The following is a 21399-nucleotide window of genomic DNA, read 5'->3' on the forward strand; positions in this document are numbered from 1 at the left end:
TCCCCTCATCACGCAGATGATTTTACGATGGCGGGCGGCCTCCAGGCTAGCGGCAGGGACACAAGCAGCGCTAGCGATAGACCACCAATCCCCCACAGAACGAGCGGCTGCGCCCCGGGAGCGACGATGGCTATCGCCAGCGGCGCGAGCGCCTGCCCGATGCTGGCGGCGGAATGCTGGAAACCGAGCTTCACGCCTGAAGGGGCCCCGCCGCCGCTGATCCAGAAGCTGGTGACCAATCGAAGGGTTGCCGAGCTCCAGCCGGCAGCAACGATGATCCCACTGAGCTCGGCCATACTCGCGGCGACAGGAAACATGAAAAGTGCCACAGCCAGCAGGCCCAGCGTCAATCCGGCAAGCCGCCTCGGCACAGTGACCAGCCAATCCAGCTTTGCATGGAAGATCTGTGCCGCCAGCATGCCCAATCCGCAGAGACTGAGCATCCAGGCGATCTCTTCGCGGCTCAGCGAAATGGCGCTCCGCGTCACCAGGAGATTGACATGCATCGCCGCCAGCCCGCCGCCCGCGACGATCGTGATAAAAAGCAGGATCAACGTCGCGCCGAGCGTAGGCGCGGGCAGGTCTCCGCCATCGATGCAAGGTGCACACCAGCGCGGCAGACGCACGGCGCAAAGCGCCGCCCCGACGGCACCGATGCCGAGAGCGAGGATCATGAGGGGAGCGCGGGGCAGGATCGCGGCCGAGACCTCCGCCACCAGCGGACCGGCGAGATCGCCCAGAAACACGAAGGCGGTCAGCCAGGTGAAGCGGCGCGCCTGGTCCGCGCGCCCGCTTGCGGCAAAGCTCGCGCAGAGCAAGCCCAACGGTATGATGGCGGCCGACGCCATCCCCGCCACCAGACGCAATGCATAAAGCTCAGGCAACCCGACGAGGCCGATCGGCGCGGTCACCAGCGCGAGGATGACCAGCGCTGCGCGCAACATCGCCCGATAGTCGACCCGGTCCGCGATCCAGCCCCAGAGCGGCGCCGCCAGCAAGGCTGCCAGGGGATGGACCGCAGTCAGGCTCGCGACGTGAAAATCATGAGCGCTTGACGATAGCGCGCCACGAGCCGGGTCGACCAGTGCCGGAAGGAAGGCGAGAATGGCCGTCTGTCCCGCCGACGCCGCAGCCGCCGCGAGCAACAAGACGAAAAAGGAGGCCGGCCAGCGACCGTTGGCTTGCGATCCAGCCTTGTCACGCGGCGCGTTCGCGGTCGATCCCTCGAGTGGCCATCCGCGGATCACCACCAGGCGCGCAAGCCGATCACCAGCCTGTGTTCGGAAGGCCCTTCCCTGCGCAGGCGACGGAAATCGGCCGTGCCGTCAAATGCGCGCTCCCAGACGAAGCCGATATAGGGCGCGAACTTGCGCGACACCTCGTAGCGCAACCGTCCGCTCAGCTCGACATTGCTGAAGCCGCTGCCGAGCTGCCGATCGCTCGACCGCTTCGAATAGATATTGGTTTCCACCTGCGGCGTAAGGATCAACCGATTGGTGAACAGGACCTCATAGGAGGCCTTGGCGCGCGCCGCGAGACGCCCATCGGTTCCTACATAGCCGGTGAGCTGGACGTCGAACCAATAGGGCGCCAGTCCCTCGACGCCGGCGGCGAGCCAGGTGGTCGCACCCTTGCCGAGATCCTGCCTGACCCCGAGCAGCGTGCCCCAGAACGGGTTCTTGCTGTGCCACCACAGCGCCTCGACGCTGCTCTCCGGATCGAGACGTTGGTCGCGGGAGTTCTTGAGCCCCTGGCTGCGCAGCCAGAGCTTGTCATTGTCCTGACCCTTGGTGACGAGCACGGTCCAGCCCACGCCCTGACCCTCGTTGCCGCTGGTGAACTCGAGCTCATCCACAAGTATCTTGGGGATCGAGAGCTTGTCGGCCATCTCATAGCCCGGCAGCGTCGAGTTGCGATAGCCGTCGGCATAATCGTCCGAGTTGCGCGCGTCCGGCGGGGCCTTGCCACCCTGCATCGAGCCCATGTCCATCGTGGCGCCGTTACCGGACGCCTTCGTGTCGGTCATATCCATGCCCGGCATGTCCATGCCCGCATGCTCCTGAGAGCCTTGCGCGGAAGGTGAGTTTGGATCGGGAGTGGCCGTTTGGGCAGGGGTGGCGGCGGGCGACGGGGGCAAGGCATCCTGCGCGAGGGCGGGAGCCGTGATCGCCGGCGCCAGGAAGAGGGCAACGCCAAGAGCAATGCCGCGCGAGGGGATAATCCGGATCATGCGACCACCACCTCCCGGAACATGCCGGCCGCCATGTGATAGAGCAGATGGCAGTGGAAGGCCCATCGGCCCATGGCGTCGGCGGTGACGCGGAAGCTCACCCGCTGGGCGGGCTGGACCACGACCGTATGCTTGCGGACCTGGAAGGCGCCGTCCGGGCCTTCGACATCGCTCCACATGCCGTGCAGATGCATCGGATGCGCCATCATCGTGTCGTTGACGAAGGTGACGCGCAGCCGCTCGTTCGGCTTGAAATGCAGCGGCCGGGAATCGTTGAGCTTGATGCCGTCGAGCGACCAGATGAACCGTTCCATATTGCCCGTCAGATGCAGCTCGATGTCGCGCTCGGGCTCGCGCGGGTCGGGATCGCCGCCCGGCGTGCGCAGATCGGCCAGCGTCAGCACGCGCCAGCCGCGCCCGCGCAGCCCGGCGCCGGGATCGTCCAGATTGGTGCGGGGATAGTCGACGCGCATGTCGGTATTGGCGCCATATTCGGTGCGGGCGTGCTGTGCCCTGGCCGGCATCTCGGTCATGCCGTGCCCGGCATGCGCGTCGCCTCCCATTGCGCCCATCGTCGCCATCGCGCCCATCATGTCGACCGGCTCGAGCCAGGTCCGGGCATCGAGCGGCGGCACGGCTGCCGCCATGCCCGGAGCCGGTGCGATCGTGCCGCGGGCATAGCCGCTCCGATCGATCGCCTGCGCGAAGATGGTGCGGGCGCCGCCCTCGGGCATGGTGAACTCGACGTCATAGGTCTCGCCCGGGCCGATCCGGAATTCCTCGACCGTGACCGGCTCGACCGGCTGCCCGTCGGCCGATACGACCGTCAGCTCGACCCCCGGGATCCGCACGTCGAAGAACGTCGCCGTCCCCGCGCCGACGAAGCGCAGGCGCACGCGTTCGCCGGGCGCGGCGATACCGGTCCAGTTGCCGGCGGGCGGCGCGCCGTTCATCAGATAGGTGTAGGTCGCGGCAGAGACATCGCTGTAGTCGGTCGGGTTCATCCGCGAGCTGTTCCACATCCGCCGCCGCTCGAGCGCCTTCCCAAGGCCCATGGCGCCGACATCCTTGAGGAAGTCGCCGGCTGTCGGCTGCGCAAAATTATAGTAGCTGCTCTGCTTCTTGAGATTGAGGAAGATCTGCAGCGGCGGCTCGTCCGACCAGTCGCTGAGCACGATGCAATAGTCGCGATCGGGCGCCCGCGCCGCCGGCGCCTGTTTCGGCTCCACGATGATCGCTCCATAGAGTCCCGTCTGCTCGGCGAGCGTGTGAGCGTGATACCAGTAGGTTCCGCTCTGGCGGACCTCGAAGCGATAGGTGAAGGTCTCGCCCGGCGCGATGCCGGCAAAGCTGATGCCGGGCACGCCGTCCATCTCCGCCGGCACGATGATGCCGTGCCAATGGATGCTCGACATCTCCTTGAGGCCGTTGCGCACACGGAGCGTGACCGTGTCGCCTTCGCGCAGGCGCAGGACCGGCGCGGGCACGCTGCCGTTCACGGCGGTCGCGATACGGCGTTTGCCGGTGAAGTTGACTGGCAGCTCGGCGATCTCGAGGTCGAACTCGGTCCCGCTAAGCTCGGCGGGCGAGACTGGGGCGGATCGCGCGAGAAGCGCCGGGGCGAAGCCGGCAACCGCGCCGCCGATCGCCAGCCCCTGGACGAAACGGCGCCGTGCGATCGGCCGGATATGTAAGGGAGACATGAACTGTACTTTCGCGAAGTCGGGTTCAGGCGAGGTCGAGGACGATCCGGCCCTCGATGTCGCCATGGTGCATGCGGGAGAAGACGTCGTTGATGTTCTCCAGCTTGTCTGCATGGACCGTGGCCTTGACCTTGCCGTCGCCGGCGAACGCCAGTGCCTCGAGCAGATCGAGCCGCGTGCCGACGATCGAGCCTCGCACGGTAATGCCGTTCAGCACGGTGTCGAAGATCGACAGCGGGAAGTCGCCCGGCGGCAGACCATTGAGCGCGACCGTGCCGCCGCGCCGGACCATGCCGAGCGCCTGCTGGAACGCCTTGGGCGAAACGGCGGTGACGAGCGCTCCGTGCGCGCCGCCTATCGCCTTCTTGAGCGCTGCCGAAGGGTCCTCGCTGTGCGCGTTGACCGTCAGTGTGGCGCCAAGGCGTGTAGCGAGGTCGAGCTTGCTATCGTCGATGTCGACCGCGGCCACATTGAGACCCATGGCACGGGCATATTGCACCGCCATGTGGCCGAGCCCGCCGATCCCTGAGACGACCACCCACTCGCCGGGTCGGGCCTCGGTGGCCTTCAATCCCTTGTAGACGGTGACGCCCGCGCAGAGGATCGGCGCAATGTCGAGGAAGTCGACATTGTCGGGAAGGTGACCAACATAGTTGGGATCGGCGAGGACATATTCGGCAAAGCTGCCATTGACCGAATAGCCGGTGTTCTGCTGTTCGTGGCAAAGCGTCTCCCAGCCACCCAGGCAATGCACGCAATGCCCGAAGGCGGTGTAGAGCCAGGGCACGCCGACCCGGTCGCCTTCCTTCACATGGGTGACGCCCGCACCGACGGCGGCGACATGCCCGACGCCTTCATGGCCAGGAATGAAGGGCGGGTTGGGTTTGACCGGCCAGTCCCCTTCTGCCGCGTGCAGGTCGGTATGGCACACGCCGGTTGCCGCAATCTTGACCAGGATCTGCCCGGGGCCGACCGTCGGGATCGGCGCGTCCTCGATGACCAGGGGCTTGCCGAATTCGCGGACGACCGCCGCCTTCATGGTTTTCGCCATGTCCGTTTCTCCTTTTGAGCGAGGGGTCAGAACAGGCCGAGCGCGTGCTCGTCATAGGAGACGAGCAGGTTCTTGGTCTGCTGATAATGGTCGAGCATCATCCGGTGATTTTCACGCCCGAAGCCCGACGCCTTGTATCCGCCGAAGGCGGCATGGGCGGGGTACTGGTGATAGCAGTTGGTCCAGACCCGCCCGGCCTCGATCGCGCGGCCCAGACGGTAGGCGGTGTTGCCGCTCCGGGTCCAGACGCCCGCGCCAAGACCGTAGGCGGTGTCGTTGGCAAGTGCGATCGCCTCCTCGACCGTCTTGAAGGTGGTGACCGCCAGGACGGGACCGAAGATCTCCTCCTGGAAGATGCGCATGTGGTTCTGACCCACGAACACGGTCGGCTGTACGAAATAGCCCTGGTCGAGCGCACCGCCCGGCAGCGCCTTGGCGCCACCGACCAGACACTGCGCGCCCTCGGCCTTGCCGATATCGATATAGCCCAGGATCTTGTGGAGCTGGTCCTCCGACGCCTGCGCGCCGACCTGGACCGAGGGGTCGAGCGGATCGCCCTGGCGGATCGCGGCGACGCGCGCCACGGCGCGCTCGATGAAGCGATCGAAGATCGACTCATGGATCAGCGCGCGCGACGGGCAGGTGCAGACCTCGCCCTTGTTGAACGCGAACAGCGTGAAGCCTTCGAGCGCCTTGTCGAAGAAGGCATCGTCCTCGTCGAGCACGTCCGCCATGAAGATGTTGGGCGACTTGCCGCCAAGCTCCATCGTCTGGGGGATCAGATGGTCGGCGGCCGCATGCATGATCTGCTTGCCGGTGACGGTCTCGCCGGTGAACGAGACCTTGGCGATGCGCGGATTGGCGGCGATCGCCTGGCCGACGGTCCGTCCCGGGCCGGTGACGACATTGAGCACGCCGGGCGGCAGGATGTCGGCGGTGAGCTCGGCGAACATCAGCAAGGTGAGCGGCGTCTGGGATGCGGGCTTGATGACGGTGCAGTTGCCCGCCGCCAGCGCCGGGGCGATCTTCCACGCCGCCATCAGCAGCGGGAAGTTCCACGGGATGATCTGGCCGACGACGCCAAGCGGCTCGCGAAAATGATAGGCGATGGTGTCGGCATCGATCGTCGAGATCCCGCCTTCCTCGGCCCGGATGCAGCCGGCGAAATAGCGGAAATGGTCGATCGCGAGCGGAACGTCGGCAGCGCGCGTCTCGCGGATCGGCTTGCCGTTGTCGATCGTCTCGGCAAGCGCCAGCAACTCCATATTATCCTCGAGCCGGTCGGCGACGCGATTGAGAATCCTGGCGCGGTCGGCGGGCGAGATCCTTGCCCATTGATCCTTGGCGGCGTGCGCCGCATCGAGCGCGCGCTCGACATCTTCCGGCGTCGACAGCGCAAACTCGGCGATCTGGGCGCCATTGATCGGGCTCGTGTCCGCGAAATACTCGCCGCTCGCTGGAGCGCTCCATCGACCACCGATGAAATTATCATAGCGGTGTCGGAAGGACGCCGCAGCATTGATGGTCCCGATCGCCTTCTCGAACATCGCCTGTCTCCATCTTTACCGATTCCTGATGAAGTAGGCCTTCTGATGAGACGGCCTATAAGTAAGTTCCGCAGACAAAAATCAGGCAGAGTTTTTACGAAGCGCCAGGCTGGACACGCAAAAGAAGCCGATGATTTTCTCATCAGCTCATAGATTATCTCGTCGCCTAAGCAGGCAATGGCTCTCGCCATTCAATCGCGGCGCAGAGGTCACTGAAGTTGATCCGGCCATGCTTGGTCGGACCTCTTAATCGTAAGCGCGGACCCGCAGCTCGGTGCCAACTCCTGGAGCTTTACGCATCGCGGGCTCCTCTCTCTCGCGGTGGACGCCTGCTTCTCGTTATGAAATCCTAGAAACTTGGAACACCTCTTGAAGAACAGGCCCGCCGCGGGGGCAGCGGCGGGCCCTCAGCCCCAGGGGTCTGTTCTCGGGGCTGGAAACCTCACATGTCGCTCATCGGCTTGTCGGCCATAGGCGTGGCCGGTTTCTTCTTGGCGGCCGGCTTTGCCTTTTTCATCGGCATCTTGCAGCAACCGCTCTTGGGCTTGCCAGCCTTGCTCGAACCGCTCCCCTGCGACGAGCCACCAGACATTCCGGCCATGCCCGCAGCGCCCTGCTGGCCTTGCGGCTTCTGCATGCCGGCTTGGTGATCCTGCATCATTTGGTCGTGCATCTGCTGCCCTCCATGATCCATCCCCTGCTGATGGGCATGGGCGGTGGATGGCTTCGGCTGCGCAGGGGCGTGCTGGGGCGCGGCGGGTGCCGATTGCGCCAGACCCGCGCCAGCGAAGTTCAGGGTCGCCAGGCAGCCGATCGCGCCGACTAGAAGTTTCGTCTTTCGCATTGTGGTTCTCCGCATGATGAGTCCTTGCCCGATCGCCGTTTGCGACCGCGACCATACCGACCCCTCATGCGGGCTTGGCCCTTTGGTCTGAATACGTAAGTTACGAATCCGCACTGGATCAGGACTGGCAGGCCCGCGATCTTGCGGGCGAAACCATGGTCCAAGGGTCCAGCGGATTCATGACTGCATCGCATTAAAGCTCGTGCAGACCTTTATTCTGAAACGCAATTGGCCCGCCGGGGAAACGGCGGACCAACGTTGCGGCCCGGTCAAACGATACCAACGCCTTGTATGGTGAGGCTTTGATCAACCGACCTCTGATGGGCTTTTGGTTCAGCACCCCCCGCCCGACCGATGCGACATGTCAGAAGCCCCCTCCTGGCTCCCCGATTCCCGCATGGCCATCCGGTGGCCTCGCATCATCTCACCGTGCATCTGGTCCTTGCCGTGCCGCATGCCCTCCATATGGGCCGTGCCGGACTGAGCCGGCGCAGGCTTGGCCTTGAGCGTCTCCTCGAGATCCGGCATGTCCGACGGCATGCCATCGGCGAGAACAGGCCCGGCACCGAGGGCAAGGAGGCCGAGGGCTGCGAGCGAAGTGATAACTACCGTTTTCTTGCGCACTATCGATTCCTTCAAGTCTGGTTTCCGTTCGACCGGCTTCAGATCCGGTCGTTTCTCGCTCCTCCGGGAGCTTGCCCTTGAGATGGTATCGGTCCTGACCCGGCAGTATACGTAATATGCGAAGCGGGTGGTCAGCCGGTCATGTCCGCCATCATTCGGCAGCTCGCCGCGCATTTCTTGCAGGTGGCCGAGCAACGCGCGATCCGCTGGTCCTCGCTATGACGCCCGCATTCCTCGGCGCAGCGCTCGCAAGCATCGGCGCAGGCGCGGCACAGGATGCGGTGCAGAGCCGATTCCCGCAGCATCGAGTTGGCTGTCGCCTGGCACAGTTCCGCACAGTCGTTCAGCATGGCGATCAACGACGCGCTCGCCAGCGCGCTGCTTTGCTTCGTCAGCCAGGCGGCGGTTTCGAGGCACATGCGGTGTGAAGCCAGGCAATCGTCGATGCAGTCCGTCATCGACATCGCCATCCCTTCCATTCGATGCTGCTGCCCCGCCGCCGGCGCAGCCAGCGTTCCGGCGGCGGCAAGGCCGGCGCCCGCCATCAGCAATTCGCGTCTCTCGATCATCATGCACCCTCCATCGGCTATCCCTTGCGCGGTGTGCCGCATCCGGCGGCCTCAGCCGTCGCCGGCGACCCATCCGACGCCGCACGCGCCTTCTCCCGCGCCATCCGGGTTTCCTCCCAGGGCCAGTGACCGTTGATCTCGACCCCGAGCGAGATGCTCAGGAAGGTCCGCACCAGCACAAGCCCGGCCAGCACGATGAGATCGTCGAGCGTCGGGTTGATCACCAGCGACTTGACGATGTCGCCGGCGACCAGAAATTCCAGGCCGAGCAGGATGCTGCGGCCGAGCGCCGAGCGGAACGTGCTATAGGCCTCGGTTCGGTCGCCCGCCCTCGCCCGCCGCGCAAACAGAAAGGTTGCGAGCCCCGCGCCGACCAGGATGGTCAGCGTGCCCGCCAGTTCCAGGCCGATCACGGCGAGCCGGAAGAAGGCGCTCAGCCAGTCGGCCTCAATGGTGATCATACCAGCCTCGCTTGCGGATATTGTTGAAGCTGTCGGTGGCGTGACAGGCATAGCATTGGTCGACGCGCGCCTTCGATCCGGCTGCGCGCTGCGAGACCATGCTGAAATGCTCCATGAAGTGACTGGGCGGCGCCTTATGGCACTCGGCGCACTGCGTCGAATTGACCGATGGATGGCGGTAATTGGCGATCTTCCAGCTGTCGGTCTTGTGGCAGCTCGCGCAGTCGGTGCCGAACAGGCCCTGGTGCGGATCGCGGAACGCATGGCAGCTCGCGCAATTGAGCGCGGTCTCGGGGGTCAGGCTTCGAGTGTTTGTCGACATGCCCGCCAAAGGCTGCCGCCACTTCGCCATGTCGAGCAACGCGGCGTGATCCATGCGGATGATGCCGCGCTCTCCCTCATGTTCGACGTGGCAGGAGGTGCACTGCGTCGCTTTCGCGTGGAACTGCGTCGACTGCTTCGTCCCGAAATCGGTGCCCGCATGGCAGGTGAGACAGGTCCGGGTTTCGACGCCCTTGCCCGGCGTGTGGCAGGCCGTGCATTGGCCGGCAAAGGACTGGTGCGCGCTCGAGAGCGGGCCGGGCGAGACGAGCTGCGCCACCAGGCCGGCATCCCTCGGCGCGTCCGATCGCATCCGGATCGCGACCGCGGCGACCATCACCAGCAGGGCTGCGATGAAGACGGCGTAGGAAAGACGCTGCCAGCTCATAGCCAGCGCAGCCCGTAATAGATCGCCGCGCCGACGTGGAGCGCGAGCAGCGCGAAGATGAGACAGCCCAGCAGGATGTGCAGGAACCGCCACCGCGCGAACAGGGTGTTGGTTGCCTCTTCGGCACGGATCGCGAATTCGGTATCGGCCAGCGCTGCGGCGATCCCCGCCTTGTCCTGGGGGCGCTGGCCCGCGGACGCATCCCCGGCGACGAACAGATAGCGCTTCCAGCCCGACAGCGGCGGGGCTGCGGTATCGGCCTGCGTCGGCGCCGCCGGCTCCTCGAGGAAGGCGGCGCGAAGCGAGGCCAGTTCTGACCTGCGTCCGCGCAGCGCCCGACCAAGCTGGGCAAGCAGGTAGCGGCCGATGAAGCCGGTGATGACCGTCATCAGCAGGAGGACGGTCAGAAGCAGGCCGACCGGGCTTTCGAGCTTGTGCGCGGCGTGGACCAGACCCAGGATCGGCGCCAGCACGCCGGCATAGATGTGGATGGCGAGCAGGGTTGGCTTGCTGACGACCCGGGAGAGCGCCTTGTCGACCCAGGCGATGTGCTTGGCCGCGACATAAGGAAGCGTCAGCAGCATCAGCACGAGCGCTGCGATCCCGATGATCCCGCCGGCCAGGCTACCCGGAAAGCGGGGCGACACATGCACGAGATAGCCGAACGGGAACAGCAGCAGGAACGCGACCAGCAGGCCCACGGCAATGTCGCTGCGTTCGCGCATCAGGCTTCGACCACGAGCGGCGTGCCCGTCCCCTTCGCCTGGCACGCGAGCACATAGCCTTGCGCCTTGTCGGCGGGCGCAAGGCCGGATTCGACCTCCATCGTCACTTCGCCCTGCAGCAGCTTGACCACGCAGGCGCCGCATGTGCCCGCACGGCATGCATAGGGGATCTCGACGCCCGCGCCCTCGGCCGCCTCCAGCACGGTCTCGTCCGCGGGCAAGGCCGCCGACACCCCCGACACGGAGAAGGTCACCGTGCTCGGCGCCACCTCGGCGCTCGGGGCCGGCTTATCCGCTGGCGGGGGCGCGGGCTTGACCTCGAGATCCTCGTGGTCGGCCGGCAGCGAGGCCGGACCGAACGCCTCGGTGTGCAGCTGCGCGTCGGGGACGCCGAGTTCCGCCAGCACGCCGCGCATCGCGCCCATCATCGCCGGCGGGCCGCACATATGGATGCGCCGGCTCGCGATCTCCGGCACCGCGGCCAGGATCATCTCGCGCGTGATCGGCCCTTCGGGGCCCATCCAGACGGTGCCGGGCGCGCGCTGCATCGCGGCGACGACATGGAGGTTGGGAAAACGGCGTTCGAGCCGCTCGAGCTCGTCGCGGAACACGAATTCCTCGGTCGACCGTGCGCCGTAGAAGAAGAAGATATCACCCTTCCACGCGGTGTCGGTGAGATAGCGCAGCACCGACATCATCGGGGTGATGCCGACCCCGCCCGCGATCAGCACGATGCTCTGGGCATCCGTTCCCGTGAAGGTGAAGGCGCCGAACGGTCCGCTGACCTTCAGCAGATCGTCGGCGACGACCTTGTCGTGCAGGTATCGCGAGACCACGCCCTGCTCCTCGCGCTTGACCGTCAGTTCGACATAGGCCCGCTGGGTCGGCGAAGAGGCGATCGTGTAGGAACGGCGCGCGGTCTTGCCCGCTTCGGGCTCTACCTCGACCTGCAGGAACTGGCCCGGCAGGAAGTCGAACGGCAGCCGGTCGGCGGTCGGGTCCGCGAGCCGGAAGGTCAGCACGCTCGGCGTCTCTCGCACGATCTGGACCACGCGCAGCTGCCCCGCCCAGCTTTTGGGCTTGCGCAGCGACGCCCCAGCGGGTGCGGCCGCATTGCTCGGCGCGAGCCCGGCGCTGTCGGCAACGGGTGCAGGCGCGGGCGCAACCCTGGTAGCGGGAGGGGCAGCCTTCGGCTCCGGCTTTGCTGGAACCTTGGCGGTGGCGACACCGCCGGCGATCGCCCCGATCCGCCGCAGGCGGAAGATCTGCAGCGCGATAAGCGTGGCGCTCACCAGCCCCAGGAACAGCATGAGAAGGAGGTGCGAGGGCGAGATGCCGAACCAGTGATCGGCATGGCCGGGCGCGGCCTGGTCGATGTCGAGCTGATCGCGCAGCCAGGCAAGCCCGACCTCCCGGGGCGGCTGCAAGCCCCCGATCGCGCCCTGCGCGGCGGTGCCGGAGCGGAACAGGTCGGTTCCCTCGCGCAGGCGCCGCGCCGCATCGAGCCGGGCCGAGACCGTGGTCGCACGCGCGCCGTCGGCCGAGGCGGCGTTGATCATCGCCAGACCCGTGCTTACCCGTTCGCCGGCCTGCGCAGCGACCCGCTGCCTTGCCGCTTCGTCAAGCGCGGGAAAGGCGAGCAGCTGCGAGATGAAGCCGGTCCGGCGCGATTCGTGGCCGTGCTCATTCTCCCCTTCCCCATTGATCATGCGATCCATCATGGGGTTCATCATCTTCGCCATGTCCGACGACCCCGGCTCTGCCGGTGCGGACATGCCCCCGCCGGCCGGCATGCCTGCGCCATGATGCGCGGCATGATCCTCGCCCTCCTGCGCGCCCGCGCTCGCGGACAGGCTGAGAGCGATTGCGCAGCCGAGGCTCAAGCGTCGAAGGCTGATCCGCCTGGACATCCTCATCCCCTTAGTGTGCGAGCCTACATATCCTTCATCGGCATCGCCGCATTGCCCGGCGCGGGATCGGGTGCCGGCGCGGTCTGGTTGCCGGCCCCGGCGCGCATCGCGTCATGGTCCATCGCCTGACGGTGATGCCGCTCCATCTCGGCCTGGTTGCTCATCGCGTCCATCGGCGCCGCGTCTGCAGCGTTGCCGCTGTCGGTCAGGACCGGGGTGGCGGCGACGCTGTTCGCCGCGGGCGGCACCGTCTGGTCGGCCTGGCGGTCGCAGCCCGAAAGCGCGAGCGCCAGCAACAGGCTTCCGCCGACAAGTGGAAGGGCTTTCTTCGCATGGTCGATCATGGCTTTGCTCCTTGGCTTGAAAACTGTGTCCGGGCGCCATCCCTGGCGTCCGGACCGGCTCATTGCGCGCTGCGCAGAATCCGGAGACACCGGTCGTGCGAGAGGTTCATCGGGTTGCGCCCCTGCCCCTTCATCTCGCCATGATCATGCGGCGTCTGGAGACCCATATTGCCCTCCATCGCCCGGCAACTCTCGACCTGCGCCGAGGTCGGCCGCGTGGTCACACAGGCGCCTAGAAGCAGCGCCGGCGTGAGGACGGCGATCAAACGCATTTTCTTCATGACAAAACCCCTTTCGCTCGTGGTGATCGTTCGTCCTGCGCTGCCTGATGTTTCTTGTTATGCTGCTGGTCTTTCCGCCGCGCCGTCAGGAAGGCGAGGATCGGGCAATCGGAGACCGGCACTTCGCCCGGGCATTCGTCGGCGAGCATCCGCAGCATGTCGCGGATATCCGACAGGCGCTCGAGCCGGGCTTCGGCGTCCGCGATCTTGGCAAGCGTGATATCGAGCACGGCCTGGGCATGCGCGGTGTCCGACGCCCTGAGTGCCAGCAGCTGCCGGGCCTGTTCGAGTGTGAAACCAAGCTCCTGCGCCGAGCGGATGAAATTGACGCGCTCGAGGTCGGTCGCGTCGTAGAGCCTGTAGCCCGCTGCCGTGCGCGCGGGCTCGCGCAGCAGGCCCATCCGCTCATAATAGCGGATCGTATCCCGCCCCACGCCTGCGGCCGCGGCCAGTTCGCCGATCTTGAAATTGCCCATGTCATCCGCTCGATCATGCCGGTTGGACCATGGTCCAGGGTCAAGCGGTTTCGCTTTGACCCCGAACGGTCTCCTCGTCGCCGGCGGCCCGCTGCCCCGACGCGTCGCAGGGCAGCCCGTGCCGCCGGGCCACCGGCTTGTCAGTTCTTGCGAAGCTCGACGATGTCGTGCCTGGCAGGCGTGCCGTCGGCGACGGACACGTGCGCGAAGTGATCGTCAAAGATATGGTCGATCGTCACATGGCCGACGAGCTGGCGGTGATAGGTCGGCGCCACGCCCTTGGACGGACCCGGATGGGTCACGACGCGATAGACCTCGAGCTTCTGGCCGACCTCGGCGCCATCGGCCTTGCCGATGCAGACGACCGTGCCGTTGCTGCCCGTGTCGACGATCGAGCCGCGCATGAACAGGCTGTGCCCGATGCCCTGGGCCATAGCGGGGACGGCAGCAAGCATCGAAATGCCGGCAAGCGCGACCATGAGAGTTTTTCTGACCATATTCACCTCCTTGGATGGTAAGCCACCGCCCGGACTTTGCCGAGGGGAAGAGCGTCTCTTCAGGCTTGGGACTACGGTCCCGGGTCCAGCCTCGATATACGTAGAGGCCGCAGCCGATCTTCTTCCCCGGGCCGGATCTTTATTGACGCGGAGTTGACGGAATCAGCCGTCAGCACTTCAAAATCCGCGCGGCGCGAGACTTTGGTTGGCTGCGCCCGCGAAACCCGCTAGATATCGAGGCCCGTGAAACGCCTGCTCGCCCTCCTGCTCGTCATCGGAGCGCTGTCCGGTCTCTTCGGAGCCCAGATGGCGGCCGCGCACAGCGTGCCGCAGGCGGCAGGCGCGCCGCTGGCCAAGGGCATGGATGCGGACTGCATGGCGATGATGGCCAAGCAGCAGCCTGCGCCCAGCGAAAAGCCCTGCAAGGGCCTGACGCTCGATTGCATCGCCGCGATGGGGTGCGTGATCCCGCTGGTCGCAGCGGACCTGGCAGGCGGCGTTGCGCCTGCGCGTCTCTACGACGCGCCCAGCTTCTGGACGACCGACACGATATTGACCGGCAAGGCGGTTGCGCCCGAGCCGGATCCTCCCACCAGCCTTGCCTGATTGAACGAGCACGGGCTGCGCGCATCGATCGATGCGTGCGCGCCCGGTTTCCTTCTTTTCAGTCAAAGGTTTTCGTGATGATCAAACTGCTTCCGGCCGCCCTTGTGGCGGCCCTCAGTCTCGCCGCGCCTGCGCTTGCAACCGACGCGAGCCGCACGCCGCAAGGCCATTGGGAATGGCGGTCGGCGCCGCAATATGGTCCGCGGGCGACTGGCCCTGCGCGTGTCCGCATATGGGTGCCCGACAGCCGGGACATGGCCAGCTGCGATTGCGCGATGATGCAGGCAAGCGCCGCCGACTGCATGCGCGGCGCAGTCAGGTCGGACAAGGGCTAAACCCGCTCCGGAGCGGCGCGTCACATCTTGGCGCGCCGCCTCTGTCATGAGGGGATGATATCCATGATCATGATGCCGAGGCGCGCTGTGCGACGCCTGTTGCTCTCTATCGGTGCGACGCTTGCGAGCGCCTGGGCCGTGCCGGTGTCGGCCGGCCCGCTCACCTACGAGCAGGCAGTGAGGCTCGCTGCCGCCAACGCGCCAAGCCTCAAGGCGCGCGCGGCGGCGACAGCCGGCGCCCGCTCTTCGGCGGTCGCGGCCGATCGCCTGCCCGATCCGACGCTCGACCTGGGCCTGCAGAACTTCCCGGTGAGCGGCCCCAATGCCGGCAGCTTCACGCGCGACGATTTCACTATGGCGACGATCGGGTTCAGCCAGACCTTCCCCAATCTCGCCAAGCGCCATGCACGCGCCGCGCGCGCCGCGGCCGATATCGGTATCGCCGAGGCGGGCGAGCTGGTCGAAGGCCGCAACGTGCGGCTCGAGACCGCCCTCGCCTGGGTCGATCTCTATTATGGAGAACGCCGGCTCCGGCAGCTCGACCTGCTCGATGCCAGCCTCGACGACCTGCAGAAGACCGTGACCGCACGCCTGGCGTCGGGCAGCGCGCGCCCGAGCCAGGCGCTCGAGCCCGACCAGCTCCGCGCCGCCATCGCCGATCGCCGCGCCGAGATGGCTGCGGTGGTGGCGCAGGCGCGGGCCCGGCTCGCGCGCTATACCGGCGACCCCGACCCGCAGGCGACGGGCGACCCGCCGATGCTCGATGTCGATCCGATCCGGCTGCGGGCCGGGATCGATGCGCTTCCCGCCCTGCGCGCGCAGGACGCGCGGATCGCAGTCGCCGAAGCGGACGTGCGTCTCGCGCGCGCCGACAAGCGCCCCGACTGGAAGGTCGGCGTCACCTATGGCCGGCGCGATCCCATGTACGGCGACATGGCCTCGGTCGGCGTGTCGATCGACCTGCCGCTGTTCGCCGGCAAGCGCCAGAACCCCAGGATCGCTGCAAGCGAGAGCCTTGCGCAAGGGGGTCGGTTCGACCGCGAGGCGATCCGCCGCGAGCTGGTGGCGCAGCTCGACGCCGATCTCGCAGACCATGCCATGCATCTCTCCCGGTTGCGCAATGCCCGCGAGACGCTGGTGCCACTCGCCAGGCACCGCGCCGAGCTCGACCGCGACAGCTATGGCGCCGGCAAGCTCGACCTTGGCGCCGCGCTGCTCACGACGCTCGGGCTCGCGGAGGCCGAGGTCGAGGCGCTCAACCGCGAAGCCGACGTCGCGCGCGACGCGGTCCGCATCACTATCACCTATGGGGAGGAGCGGCCATGACGCTCGATAAATCCGCGCTGCGCTGGGGCGCATCGATCCTGGCTGTCGCGCTGCTGGCCGGCGGCACAGGCTATTGGGCTGGCCATCGCCAGGCACCGCAATCGGAGGCGACCACGCCCGCCGGGGCAGGCAAAGTCCTTTACTGGTACGATCCGATGTTCCCCAACCAGAAGTTCGACAAGCCCGGCAAGTCGCCCTTCATGGATATGCAGCTCGTGCCGCGATACGCGGACGGAGGAAGCGCCGGCGCGGCCCCCACGGTCGCCGTCGATCCCGCCGCGCGGCAGAGCCTGGGATTGCGGGTCGTCGCGGCGAAGATGGGCAGCCTTGCCTCGGCCCTCGAGGTCACCGGCACGATCGACTTCAACCAGCGCGACGTCGCCGTCATCCAGGCGCGTTCGGGCGGGTTCGTGAGCCGCGTCTATGCGCGAGCGCCCGGGGACGTGGTCCGCGCCGGCGCGCCGATCGCGGACCTGCTCCTGCCCGAATGGGGCGGCGCGCAGACCGAATATCTGAGCGTCAGGCGGCTCGGCAAGCCCGACCTCACCGCGGCCGCGCGCCAGCGACTGCGGCTGATGGGCATGTCCGACGGCCTCATCGCCAGCGTCGAGCGGAGCGGACGCCCGAACGGCGTGGTGACGATCACGACGCCGATCTCGGGCACGATCCAGACGCTCGACGCCCGTGCCGGCGTGACGCTCGCCATGGGCCAGACGCTCGCCCAGGTAAGCGGGCTCGGCACCGTCTGGCTCAATGCCGCGGTGCCCGAAGCGCGCGCGGGCGATGTCCGGGTCGGCCAGAATGCCAGCACCACGCTGGCGGGCTTCCCCGGCGAGCGCTTCGCCGGCCGGGTGATCGCGATCCTGCCGACCACGCAGGCCGACAGCCGCACGCTCACCGTGCGGATCGAGCTGCCCAACCGGGACGGCCGGTTGCGGCCGGGCATGTTCGCCAGCGTCGCGCTTGGCGGCGATGCCAAGCCGGCGCTGCTGGTGCCGAGCGAAGCGGTGATCCGCACGGGCAGGCGCACGCTCGTCATGCTGGCCGCAGGCGACGGGCGCTATCATCCCGCCGAGGTCCGCATCGGCCGCGAGGCAGGCGGCGAGACCGAGATCCTTGCCGGCCTGTCGCCCGGCGAGAACGTCGTCGTCTCGGGGCAGTTCCTGATCGATTCCGAGGCGAGCCTGTCGGGAATCGAGGCGCGGCCGATCGGCGGCGGTGCGGCATCGGCGACCATCGCCGCGCCGGCGTCGAAAGCCACGCTGTACGAGACGACGGGCAAGATCGAGCGGATCACGGCCAATTCGGTGACGCTCAGCCACGAGCCCGTTCCCGCGCTCGACTGGCCGGCGATGACGATGACCTTCGCGCTCGCCAATCCGGGCATCGCGCGCGGCTTCAAGGCGGGTGACCGGGTCCGGTTCGGGTTCGACCGGCCCCCGGCGGGACCGACGCTGCGGCATATGGCGAAGGTGGCGGGCCAGTGATCGCCCATCTCATCCGCTGGTCGGTGAGGAACCGCTTCTTCGTCGTGCTCGGCATGCTCGCGCTGGTCGGCGCGGGCCTGTGGGCGGTGCGCTCGACCCCGATCGACGCGCTGCCCGATCTTTCCGACGTGCAGGTCGTGATCCGCACTTCCTATCCGGGTCAGGCGCCGCAGATCGTCGAGAACCAGATCACCTATCCGCTCACCACCACCATGCTGTCGGTGCCCGGCGCCAAGACGGTGCGCGGCTATAGCTTCTTCGGCGACAGCTTCGTCTATGTGATCTTCGAGGACGGCACCGATCTCTACTGGGCGCGCAGCCGCGTGCTCGAATATCTCAACCAGGTCCAGGGTCGGTTGCCGGCCAGCGCCCGCAGCGCGCTCGGGCCGGACGCGACCGGGGTCGGCTGGGTCTATGAATATGCGCTGGTCGACCGCACCGGCCGGCACGATCTCTCGCAGCTTCGCGGGTTGCAGGACTGGTTCCTGCGCTACGAGCTGAAGACCGTGACCGGCGTGGCCGAAGTCGCCAGCATCGGCGGCATGGTCAAGCAGTACCAGGTGCTGCTCGATCCGGTGAAGCTCGCGGCCTACGGCGTAACCCACGCCCAGGCAGTGCAGGCGATCAGCCAAGCCAATCAGGAAGCCGGCGGCTCGGTGCTGGAAATGGCCGAGGCCGAATATATGGTCCGCGCCTCGGGCTATCTGAAAACGCTCGACGATTTCCGGGCAATCCCGCTCAAGACTGCGGCGGGCGGCGTGCCCGTCCGGCTCGGCGATGTCGCCACGATCCAGGTCGGCCCCGAGATGCGGCGCGGCATCGCCGAACTGAACGGCGAAGGCGAGGTCGCCGGCGGCGTCGTTATTCTTCGGTCAGGCAAGAACGCCCGTGAGACCATCGCGGCGGTCAAGGACAAGCTCGCCGATCTCAGGAAAAGCCTGCCGCCGGGCGTCGAGGTGGTCACGGTCTATGACCGCTCGCAGCTGATCGATCGCGCGGTCGAGAACCTCACCCGCAAGCTGGTCGAGGAGTTCATCGTCGTCGCATTGGTCTGCGCCCTGTTCCTCTGGCACGTCCGCTCGGCGCTGGTCGCGATCCTGACCTTGCCGCTCGGTGTGCTGGCCGCGTTCGTCGTAATGCGGTTCCAGGGGGTGAACGCCAACATCATGTCGCTGGGCGGCATCGCCATCGCCATCGGCGCGATGGTGGATGCGGCGGTCGTCATGATCGAGAACGCCCACAAGAGGATCGAACGCTGGGAGCAGGATCACCCGGACAGACATCTCGATGGCGAGATGCGCTGGATCGTCGTCACCGAGGCGGCGGCCGAGGTCGGGCCGGCGCTGTTCTTCAGCCTGCTGATCATCACGCTGTCGTTCATTCCGGTCTTCACCCTGGAGGCGCAGGAAGGCCGGCTGTTCGCGCCGCTCGCCTTCACCAAGACCTATGCGATGGGCGCGGCCGCGATCCTGTCGGTGACCCTGGTGCCGATCCTGATGGGCTGGCTGATCCGGGGCCGCATTCCGGCCGAGCAGGCCAATCCGGTCAATCGCTGGCTCACCAATATCTACCGGCCCGCGATCGACTGGACGATGAAGCGGCCCAAGGCAGTGCTGCTGATCGCGGCTCTGGTGTTCGCCACCACGGCCTGGCCGCTCAGCCGGCTCGGCGGCGAGTTCATGCCCAATCTCGACGAGGGCGACCTGCTCTACATGCCCTCGGCGCTGCCGGGCCTCTCGGCCGCCAAGGCGAGTGAGCTGCTCCAGCAGACCGACCGCCTGATCAAGACCGTGCCCGAAGTCGAAAGCGTGTTCGGCAAGGCCGGCCGCGCCGAGACCGCGACCGATCCCGCGCCGCTCGAAATGTTCGAGACGACGATCCAATTCAAGCCCCGCGACCAGTGGCGGTCGGGCATGACGCCCGAACGCCTTGTCGACGAGCTCGATCGCCGGGTGAAGCTTCCGGGTCTCGCCAATATCTGGGTGCCGCCGATCCGCAACCGCATCGACATGCTCGCGACGGGCATCAAGAGCCCGATCGGGGTCAAGGTGTCGGGCAGTGACCTCGCCGAGCTCGACCGCATCGCGCATGATGTCGAGACCGTGGCCAGGAGCGTGCCCGGCGTCAGCTCGGCGCTCGCCGAGCGGCTGACCGGCGGACGCTATGTCGATGTCGACATAGACCGCGCCGCCGCCGCGCGGTTCGGGCTCAACATCGCCGACGTCCAGGCCATCGTCTCCGGCGCGATCGGCGGCGAGACGATCGGCGAGACGGTCGAGGGCCTCGCCCGCTATCCGATCAGCGTGCGCTATCCGCGCGAATTGCGCGACAGCCTCGAAAGGCTGCGGGCGCTACCGATCCTGACGCCCGCGGGCCAGCAGATCACCTTGGGCACCGTGGCAAACGTCTCGATCGCCGAGGGACCGCCGATGCTCAAGACCGAGAATGCCCGGCCTTCGACCTGGGTCTACGTCGATGTGCGCGGGCGCGATCTTGCCTCGGTGGTCGGCGATCTGCAGCGTGCGGTGGCGAAACAGGTCAGGCTCTCGCCTGGGGTCAGCATCGCTTACTCTGGCCAGTTCGAATATCTCGAGCGCGCGGTCGACCGCTTGAAGCTGGTCGTGCCCGCGACGCTGCTGATCATCTTCGTGCTGCTCTACCTCATCTTCGGCCGCTTCGACGAGGCGGCGCTGATCATGGGGACGCTGCCGTTTGCGCTGACCGGCGGCATCTGGACGCTTTATCTGCTGGGGTTCAACCAGTCGATCGCCACCGGGGTCGGGTTCATCGCGCTCGCCGGCGTCTCCGCCGAGTTCGGGGTGGTGATGCTGATCTATCTCAAGAACGCGCTGGCCGAGCGCGGCGCACATCCGGACGCTGCCGAGGTCGAGGCCGCCGTGCGCGAAGGCGCGCTGCTGCGCGTCCGTCCCAAGGCGATGACGGTGGCGGTGATCCTGGCCGGCCTGCTGCCGATCCTGCTGGGATCAGGCGCGGGTTCGGAGGTCATGAGCCGGATTGCCGCGCCGATGATCGGCGGCATGCTGACCGCGCCCTTGCTCTCAATGTTCGTCCTGCCCGCCGCCTACCTGCTGTTGCGCCGGCCCAAGACCGATCCCATCCCTCAACCCGTTTCATCATGAAGGAGAAGACGATGAACCATGCACGACTGACCATTGCCCTCGGCCTCGCCGCCCTGACTGCCGCGTGCGGCAAGAAGGCGGAGGCCCCCGTTGCGACTGAGACCAACGAGGCGGCGCCCGCCGCGACCATGAGCGGCGACATGGGCAACATGTCGATGGCGCCTGACGCGAACGCCGCGATCAAGGCCAAGGGCCATGGCACCGTCACCGCGATCGACAAGGCGGCAGGCACGATCACGCTCGATCATGGTCCGATCCCGGAGGCCAAGTGGCCCGCGATGACGATGGCGTTCAAGGCCGCGCCGTCGATCACCGATGCGGTCAAGGTCGGCGACAAGGTCGATTTCGACCTCTCGCTCAAGGGCAGCGATGGCGAGGTCACCGCGATCGCAAAGCAGTGATCCGCTAAGTTCGACCGGAAAAAGCTGGTTGCGGCGCCGCTCCCGGGCGGCGACGCCCGTGCCGGCCGTCTGCCTGGCTGTGCGCCCGGTCGACGGTTGCGACCGGCAACGCCCAATGCCAGCGGCGTTTCCC

General features: G+C 67.0%; 22 protein-coding genes. 6 read left to right on the forward strand and 16 right to left on the reverse strand.

Annotated features, from left to right (window positions below; translation table 11 throughout):
- Positions 1 to 8 precede the first annotated feature (8 nt).
- From PX554_RS24560 to PX554_RS24635, 16 genes are all read right to left on the reverse strand, one after another.
- Positions 9 to 1250, reverse strand: a complete 1242-nt coding sequence (locus PX554_RS24560) for an MFS transporter (protein WP_007683345.1) — start codon at positions 1248 to 1250, stop codon at positions 9 to 11.
- On the reverse strand, positions 1244 to 2230 hold the full coding sequence (locus PX554_RS24565; protein ID WP_009823975.1) for a copper resistance protein B: 987 nt from the start codon (positions 2228 to 2230) through the stop codon (positions 1244 to 1246). Before PX554_RS24565 ends, PX554_RS24560 begins: the two co-directional genes overlap by 7 nt.
- Entirely contained in the window at positions 2227 to 3933 is a 1707-nt protein-coding gene (locus tag PX554_RS24570; protein WP_007683343.1) for a copper resistance system multicopper oxidase, read from the reverse strand. The genes PX554_RS24565 and PX554_RS24570 overlap by 4 nt, the downstream gene beginning before the upstream one ends.
- 25 nt (positions 3934 to 3958) lie before the next feature.
- On the reverse strand, positions 3959 to 4984 hold the full coding sequence (adhP, locus tag PX554_RS24575) for an alcohol dehydrogenase AdhP (RefSeq protein ID WP_275504790.1): 1026 nt from the start codon (positions 4982 to 4984) through the stop codon (positions 3959 to 3961).
- Positions 4985 to 5010: 26 nt separating this feature from the next.
- Positions 5011 to 6531, reverse strand: a complete 1521-nt coding sequence (locus tag PX554_RS24580) for an aldehyde dehydrogenase family protein (RefSeq protein ID WP_007683341.1) — start codon at positions 6529 to 6531, stop codon at positions 5011 to 5013.
- Positions 6532 to 6973: 442 nt separating this feature from the next.
- Positions 6974 to 7375: a hypothetical protein gene (locus PX554_RS24585; protein ID WP_013849877.1), complete on the reverse strand. Its 402-nt coding sequence runs from the start codon at positions 7373 to 7375 to the stop codon at positions 6974 to 6976.
- 333 nt (positions 7376 to 7708) lie between these two features.
- On the reverse strand, positions 7709 to 8194 hold the full coding sequence (locus PX554_RS24590) for a hypothetical protein (RefSeq protein WP_275504791.1): 486 nt from the start codon (positions 8192 to 8194) through the stop codon (positions 7709 to 7711).
- Positions 8131 to 8571: a four-helix bundle copper-binding protein gene (locus PX554_RS24595; RefSeq protein ID WP_007683338.1), complete on the reverse strand. Its 441-nt coding sequence runs from the start codon at positions 8569 to 8571 to the stop codon at positions 8131 to 8133. Before PX554_RS24595 ends, PX554_RS24590 begins: the two co-directional genes overlap by 64 nt.
- Before the next feature lie 14 nt (positions 8572 to 8585).
- A complete protein-coding gene (locus PX554_RS24600; RefSeq protein WP_007683337.1) occupies positions 8586 to 9029 on the reverse strand; it encodes a DUF1622 domain-containing protein in 444 nt (147 codons plus the stop codon).
- Positions 9016 to 9738 carry a hypothetical protein gene (locus PX554_RS24605; protein ID WP_007406380.1) on the reverse strand — a complete coding sequence of 241 codons (723 nt, stop codon included), beginning with the start codon at positions 9736 to 9738 and terminating at the stop codon, positions 9016 to 9018. Before PX554_RS24605 ends, PX554_RS24600 begins: the two co-directional genes overlap by 14 nt.
- Positions 9735 to 10463 (reverse strand): hypothetical protein, encoded by a 729-nt coding sequence (locus tag PX554_RS24610; RefSeq protein ID WP_007406424.1) that lies wholly within the window; start codon positions 10461 to 10463, stop codon positions 9735 to 9737. Before PX554_RS24610 ends, PX554_RS24605 begins: the two co-directional genes overlap by 4 nt.
- Positions 10463 to 12373, reverse strand: coding sequence for a 2Fe-2S iron-sulfur cluster-binding protein (locus PX554_RS24615; protein WP_013039106.1), 1911 nt, complete (start codon positions 12371 to 12373; stop codon positions 10463 to 10465). Before PX554_RS24615 ends, PX554_RS24610 begins: the two co-directional genes overlap by 1 nt.
- Positions 12374 to 12396: 23 nt before the next feature.
- Positions 12397 to 12717 (reverse strand): hypothetical protein, encoded by a 321-nt coding sequence (locus PX554_RS24620; RefSeq protein WP_007406382.1) that lies wholly within the window; start codon positions 12715 to 12717, stop codon positions 12397 to 12399.
- A gap of 59 nt (positions 12718 to 12776) precedes the next feature.
- Positions 12777 to 12998 carry a hypothetical protein gene (locus tag PX554_RS24625; protein ID WP_007406426.1) on the reverse strand — a complete coding sequence of 74 codons (222 nt, stop codon included), beginning with the start codon at positions 12996 to 12998 and terminating at the stop codon, positions 12777 to 12779.
- Positions 12995 to 13474: a heavy metal-responsive transcriptional regulator gene (locus PX554_RS24630; protein ID WP_007406417.1), complete on the reverse strand. Its 480-nt coding sequence runs from the start codon at positions 13472 to 13474 to the stop codon at positions 12995 to 12997. Before PX554_RS24630 ends, PX554_RS24625 begins: the two co-directional genes overlap by 4 nt.
- Before the next feature lie 140 nt (positions 13475 to 13614).
- On the reverse strand, positions 13615 to 13953 hold the full coding sequence (locus PX554_RS24635; RefSeq protein WP_007406371.1) for a hypothetical protein: 339 nt from the start codon (positions 13951 to 13953) through the stop codon (positions 13615 to 13617).
- Between the two features lie 261 nt (positions 13954 to 14214).
- On the opposite strand from PX554_RS24635, the gene PX554_RS24640 reads away from it, so the two are divergent.
- The 6 genes from PX554_RS24640 (at position 14215) to PX554_RS24665 (ending at position 21266) form a co-directional block, all read left to right on the forward strand.
- Positions 14215 to 14577, forward strand: coding sequence for a hypothetical protein (locus PX554_RS24640; protein WP_007406428.1), 363 nt, complete (start codon positions 14215 to 14217; stop codon positions 14575 to 14577).
- A 77-nt stretch (positions 14578 to 14654) separates the two neighbouring features.
- A complete protein-coding gene (locus PX554_RS24645; protein WP_007683334.1) occupies positions 14655 to 14912 on the forward strand; it encodes a hypothetical protein in 258 nt (85 codons plus the stop codon).
- Between the two features lie 63 nt (positions 14913 to 14975).
- Positions 14976 to 16238 carry a TolC family protein gene (locus PX554_RS24650; RefSeq protein ID WP_013039107.1) on the forward strand — a complete coding sequence of 421 codons (1263 nt, stop codon included), beginning with the start codon at positions 14976 to 14978 and terminating at the stop codon, positions 16236 to 16238.
- Positions 16235 to 17725 carry an efflux RND transporter periplasmic adaptor subunit gene (locus tag PX554_RS24655; protein WP_007406384.1) on the forward strand — a complete coding sequence of 497 codons (1491 nt, stop codon included), beginning with the start codon at positions 16235 to 16237 and terminating at the stop codon, positions 17723 to 17725. The genes PX554_RS24650 and PX554_RS24655 overlap by 4 nt, the downstream gene beginning before the upstream one ends.
- A complete protein-coding gene (locus PX554_RS24660; RefSeq protein WP_007406408.1) occupies positions 17722 to 20865 on the forward strand; it encodes an efflux RND transporter permease subunit in 3144 nt (1047 codons plus the stop codon). The genes PX554_RS24655 and PX554_RS24660 overlap by 4 nt, the downstream gene beginning before the upstream one ends.
- Positions 20862 to 21266 (forward strand): copper-binding protein, encoded by a 405-nt coding sequence (locus PX554_RS24665; RefSeq protein WP_007406376.1) that lies wholly within the window; start codon positions 20862 to 20864, stop codon positions 21264 to 21266. The genes PX554_RS24660 and PX554_RS24665 overlap by 4 nt, the downstream gene beginning before the upstream one ends.
- Positions 21267 to 21399: the final 133 nt, after the last annotated feature.

It is taken from the genome of Sphingomonas pollutisoli, assembly GCF_029167165.1.
Taxonomy (GTDB): Bacteria; Pseudomonadota; Alphaproteobacteria; order Sphingomonadales; family Sphingomonadaceae; genus Sphingomonas; species Sphingomonas pollutisoli.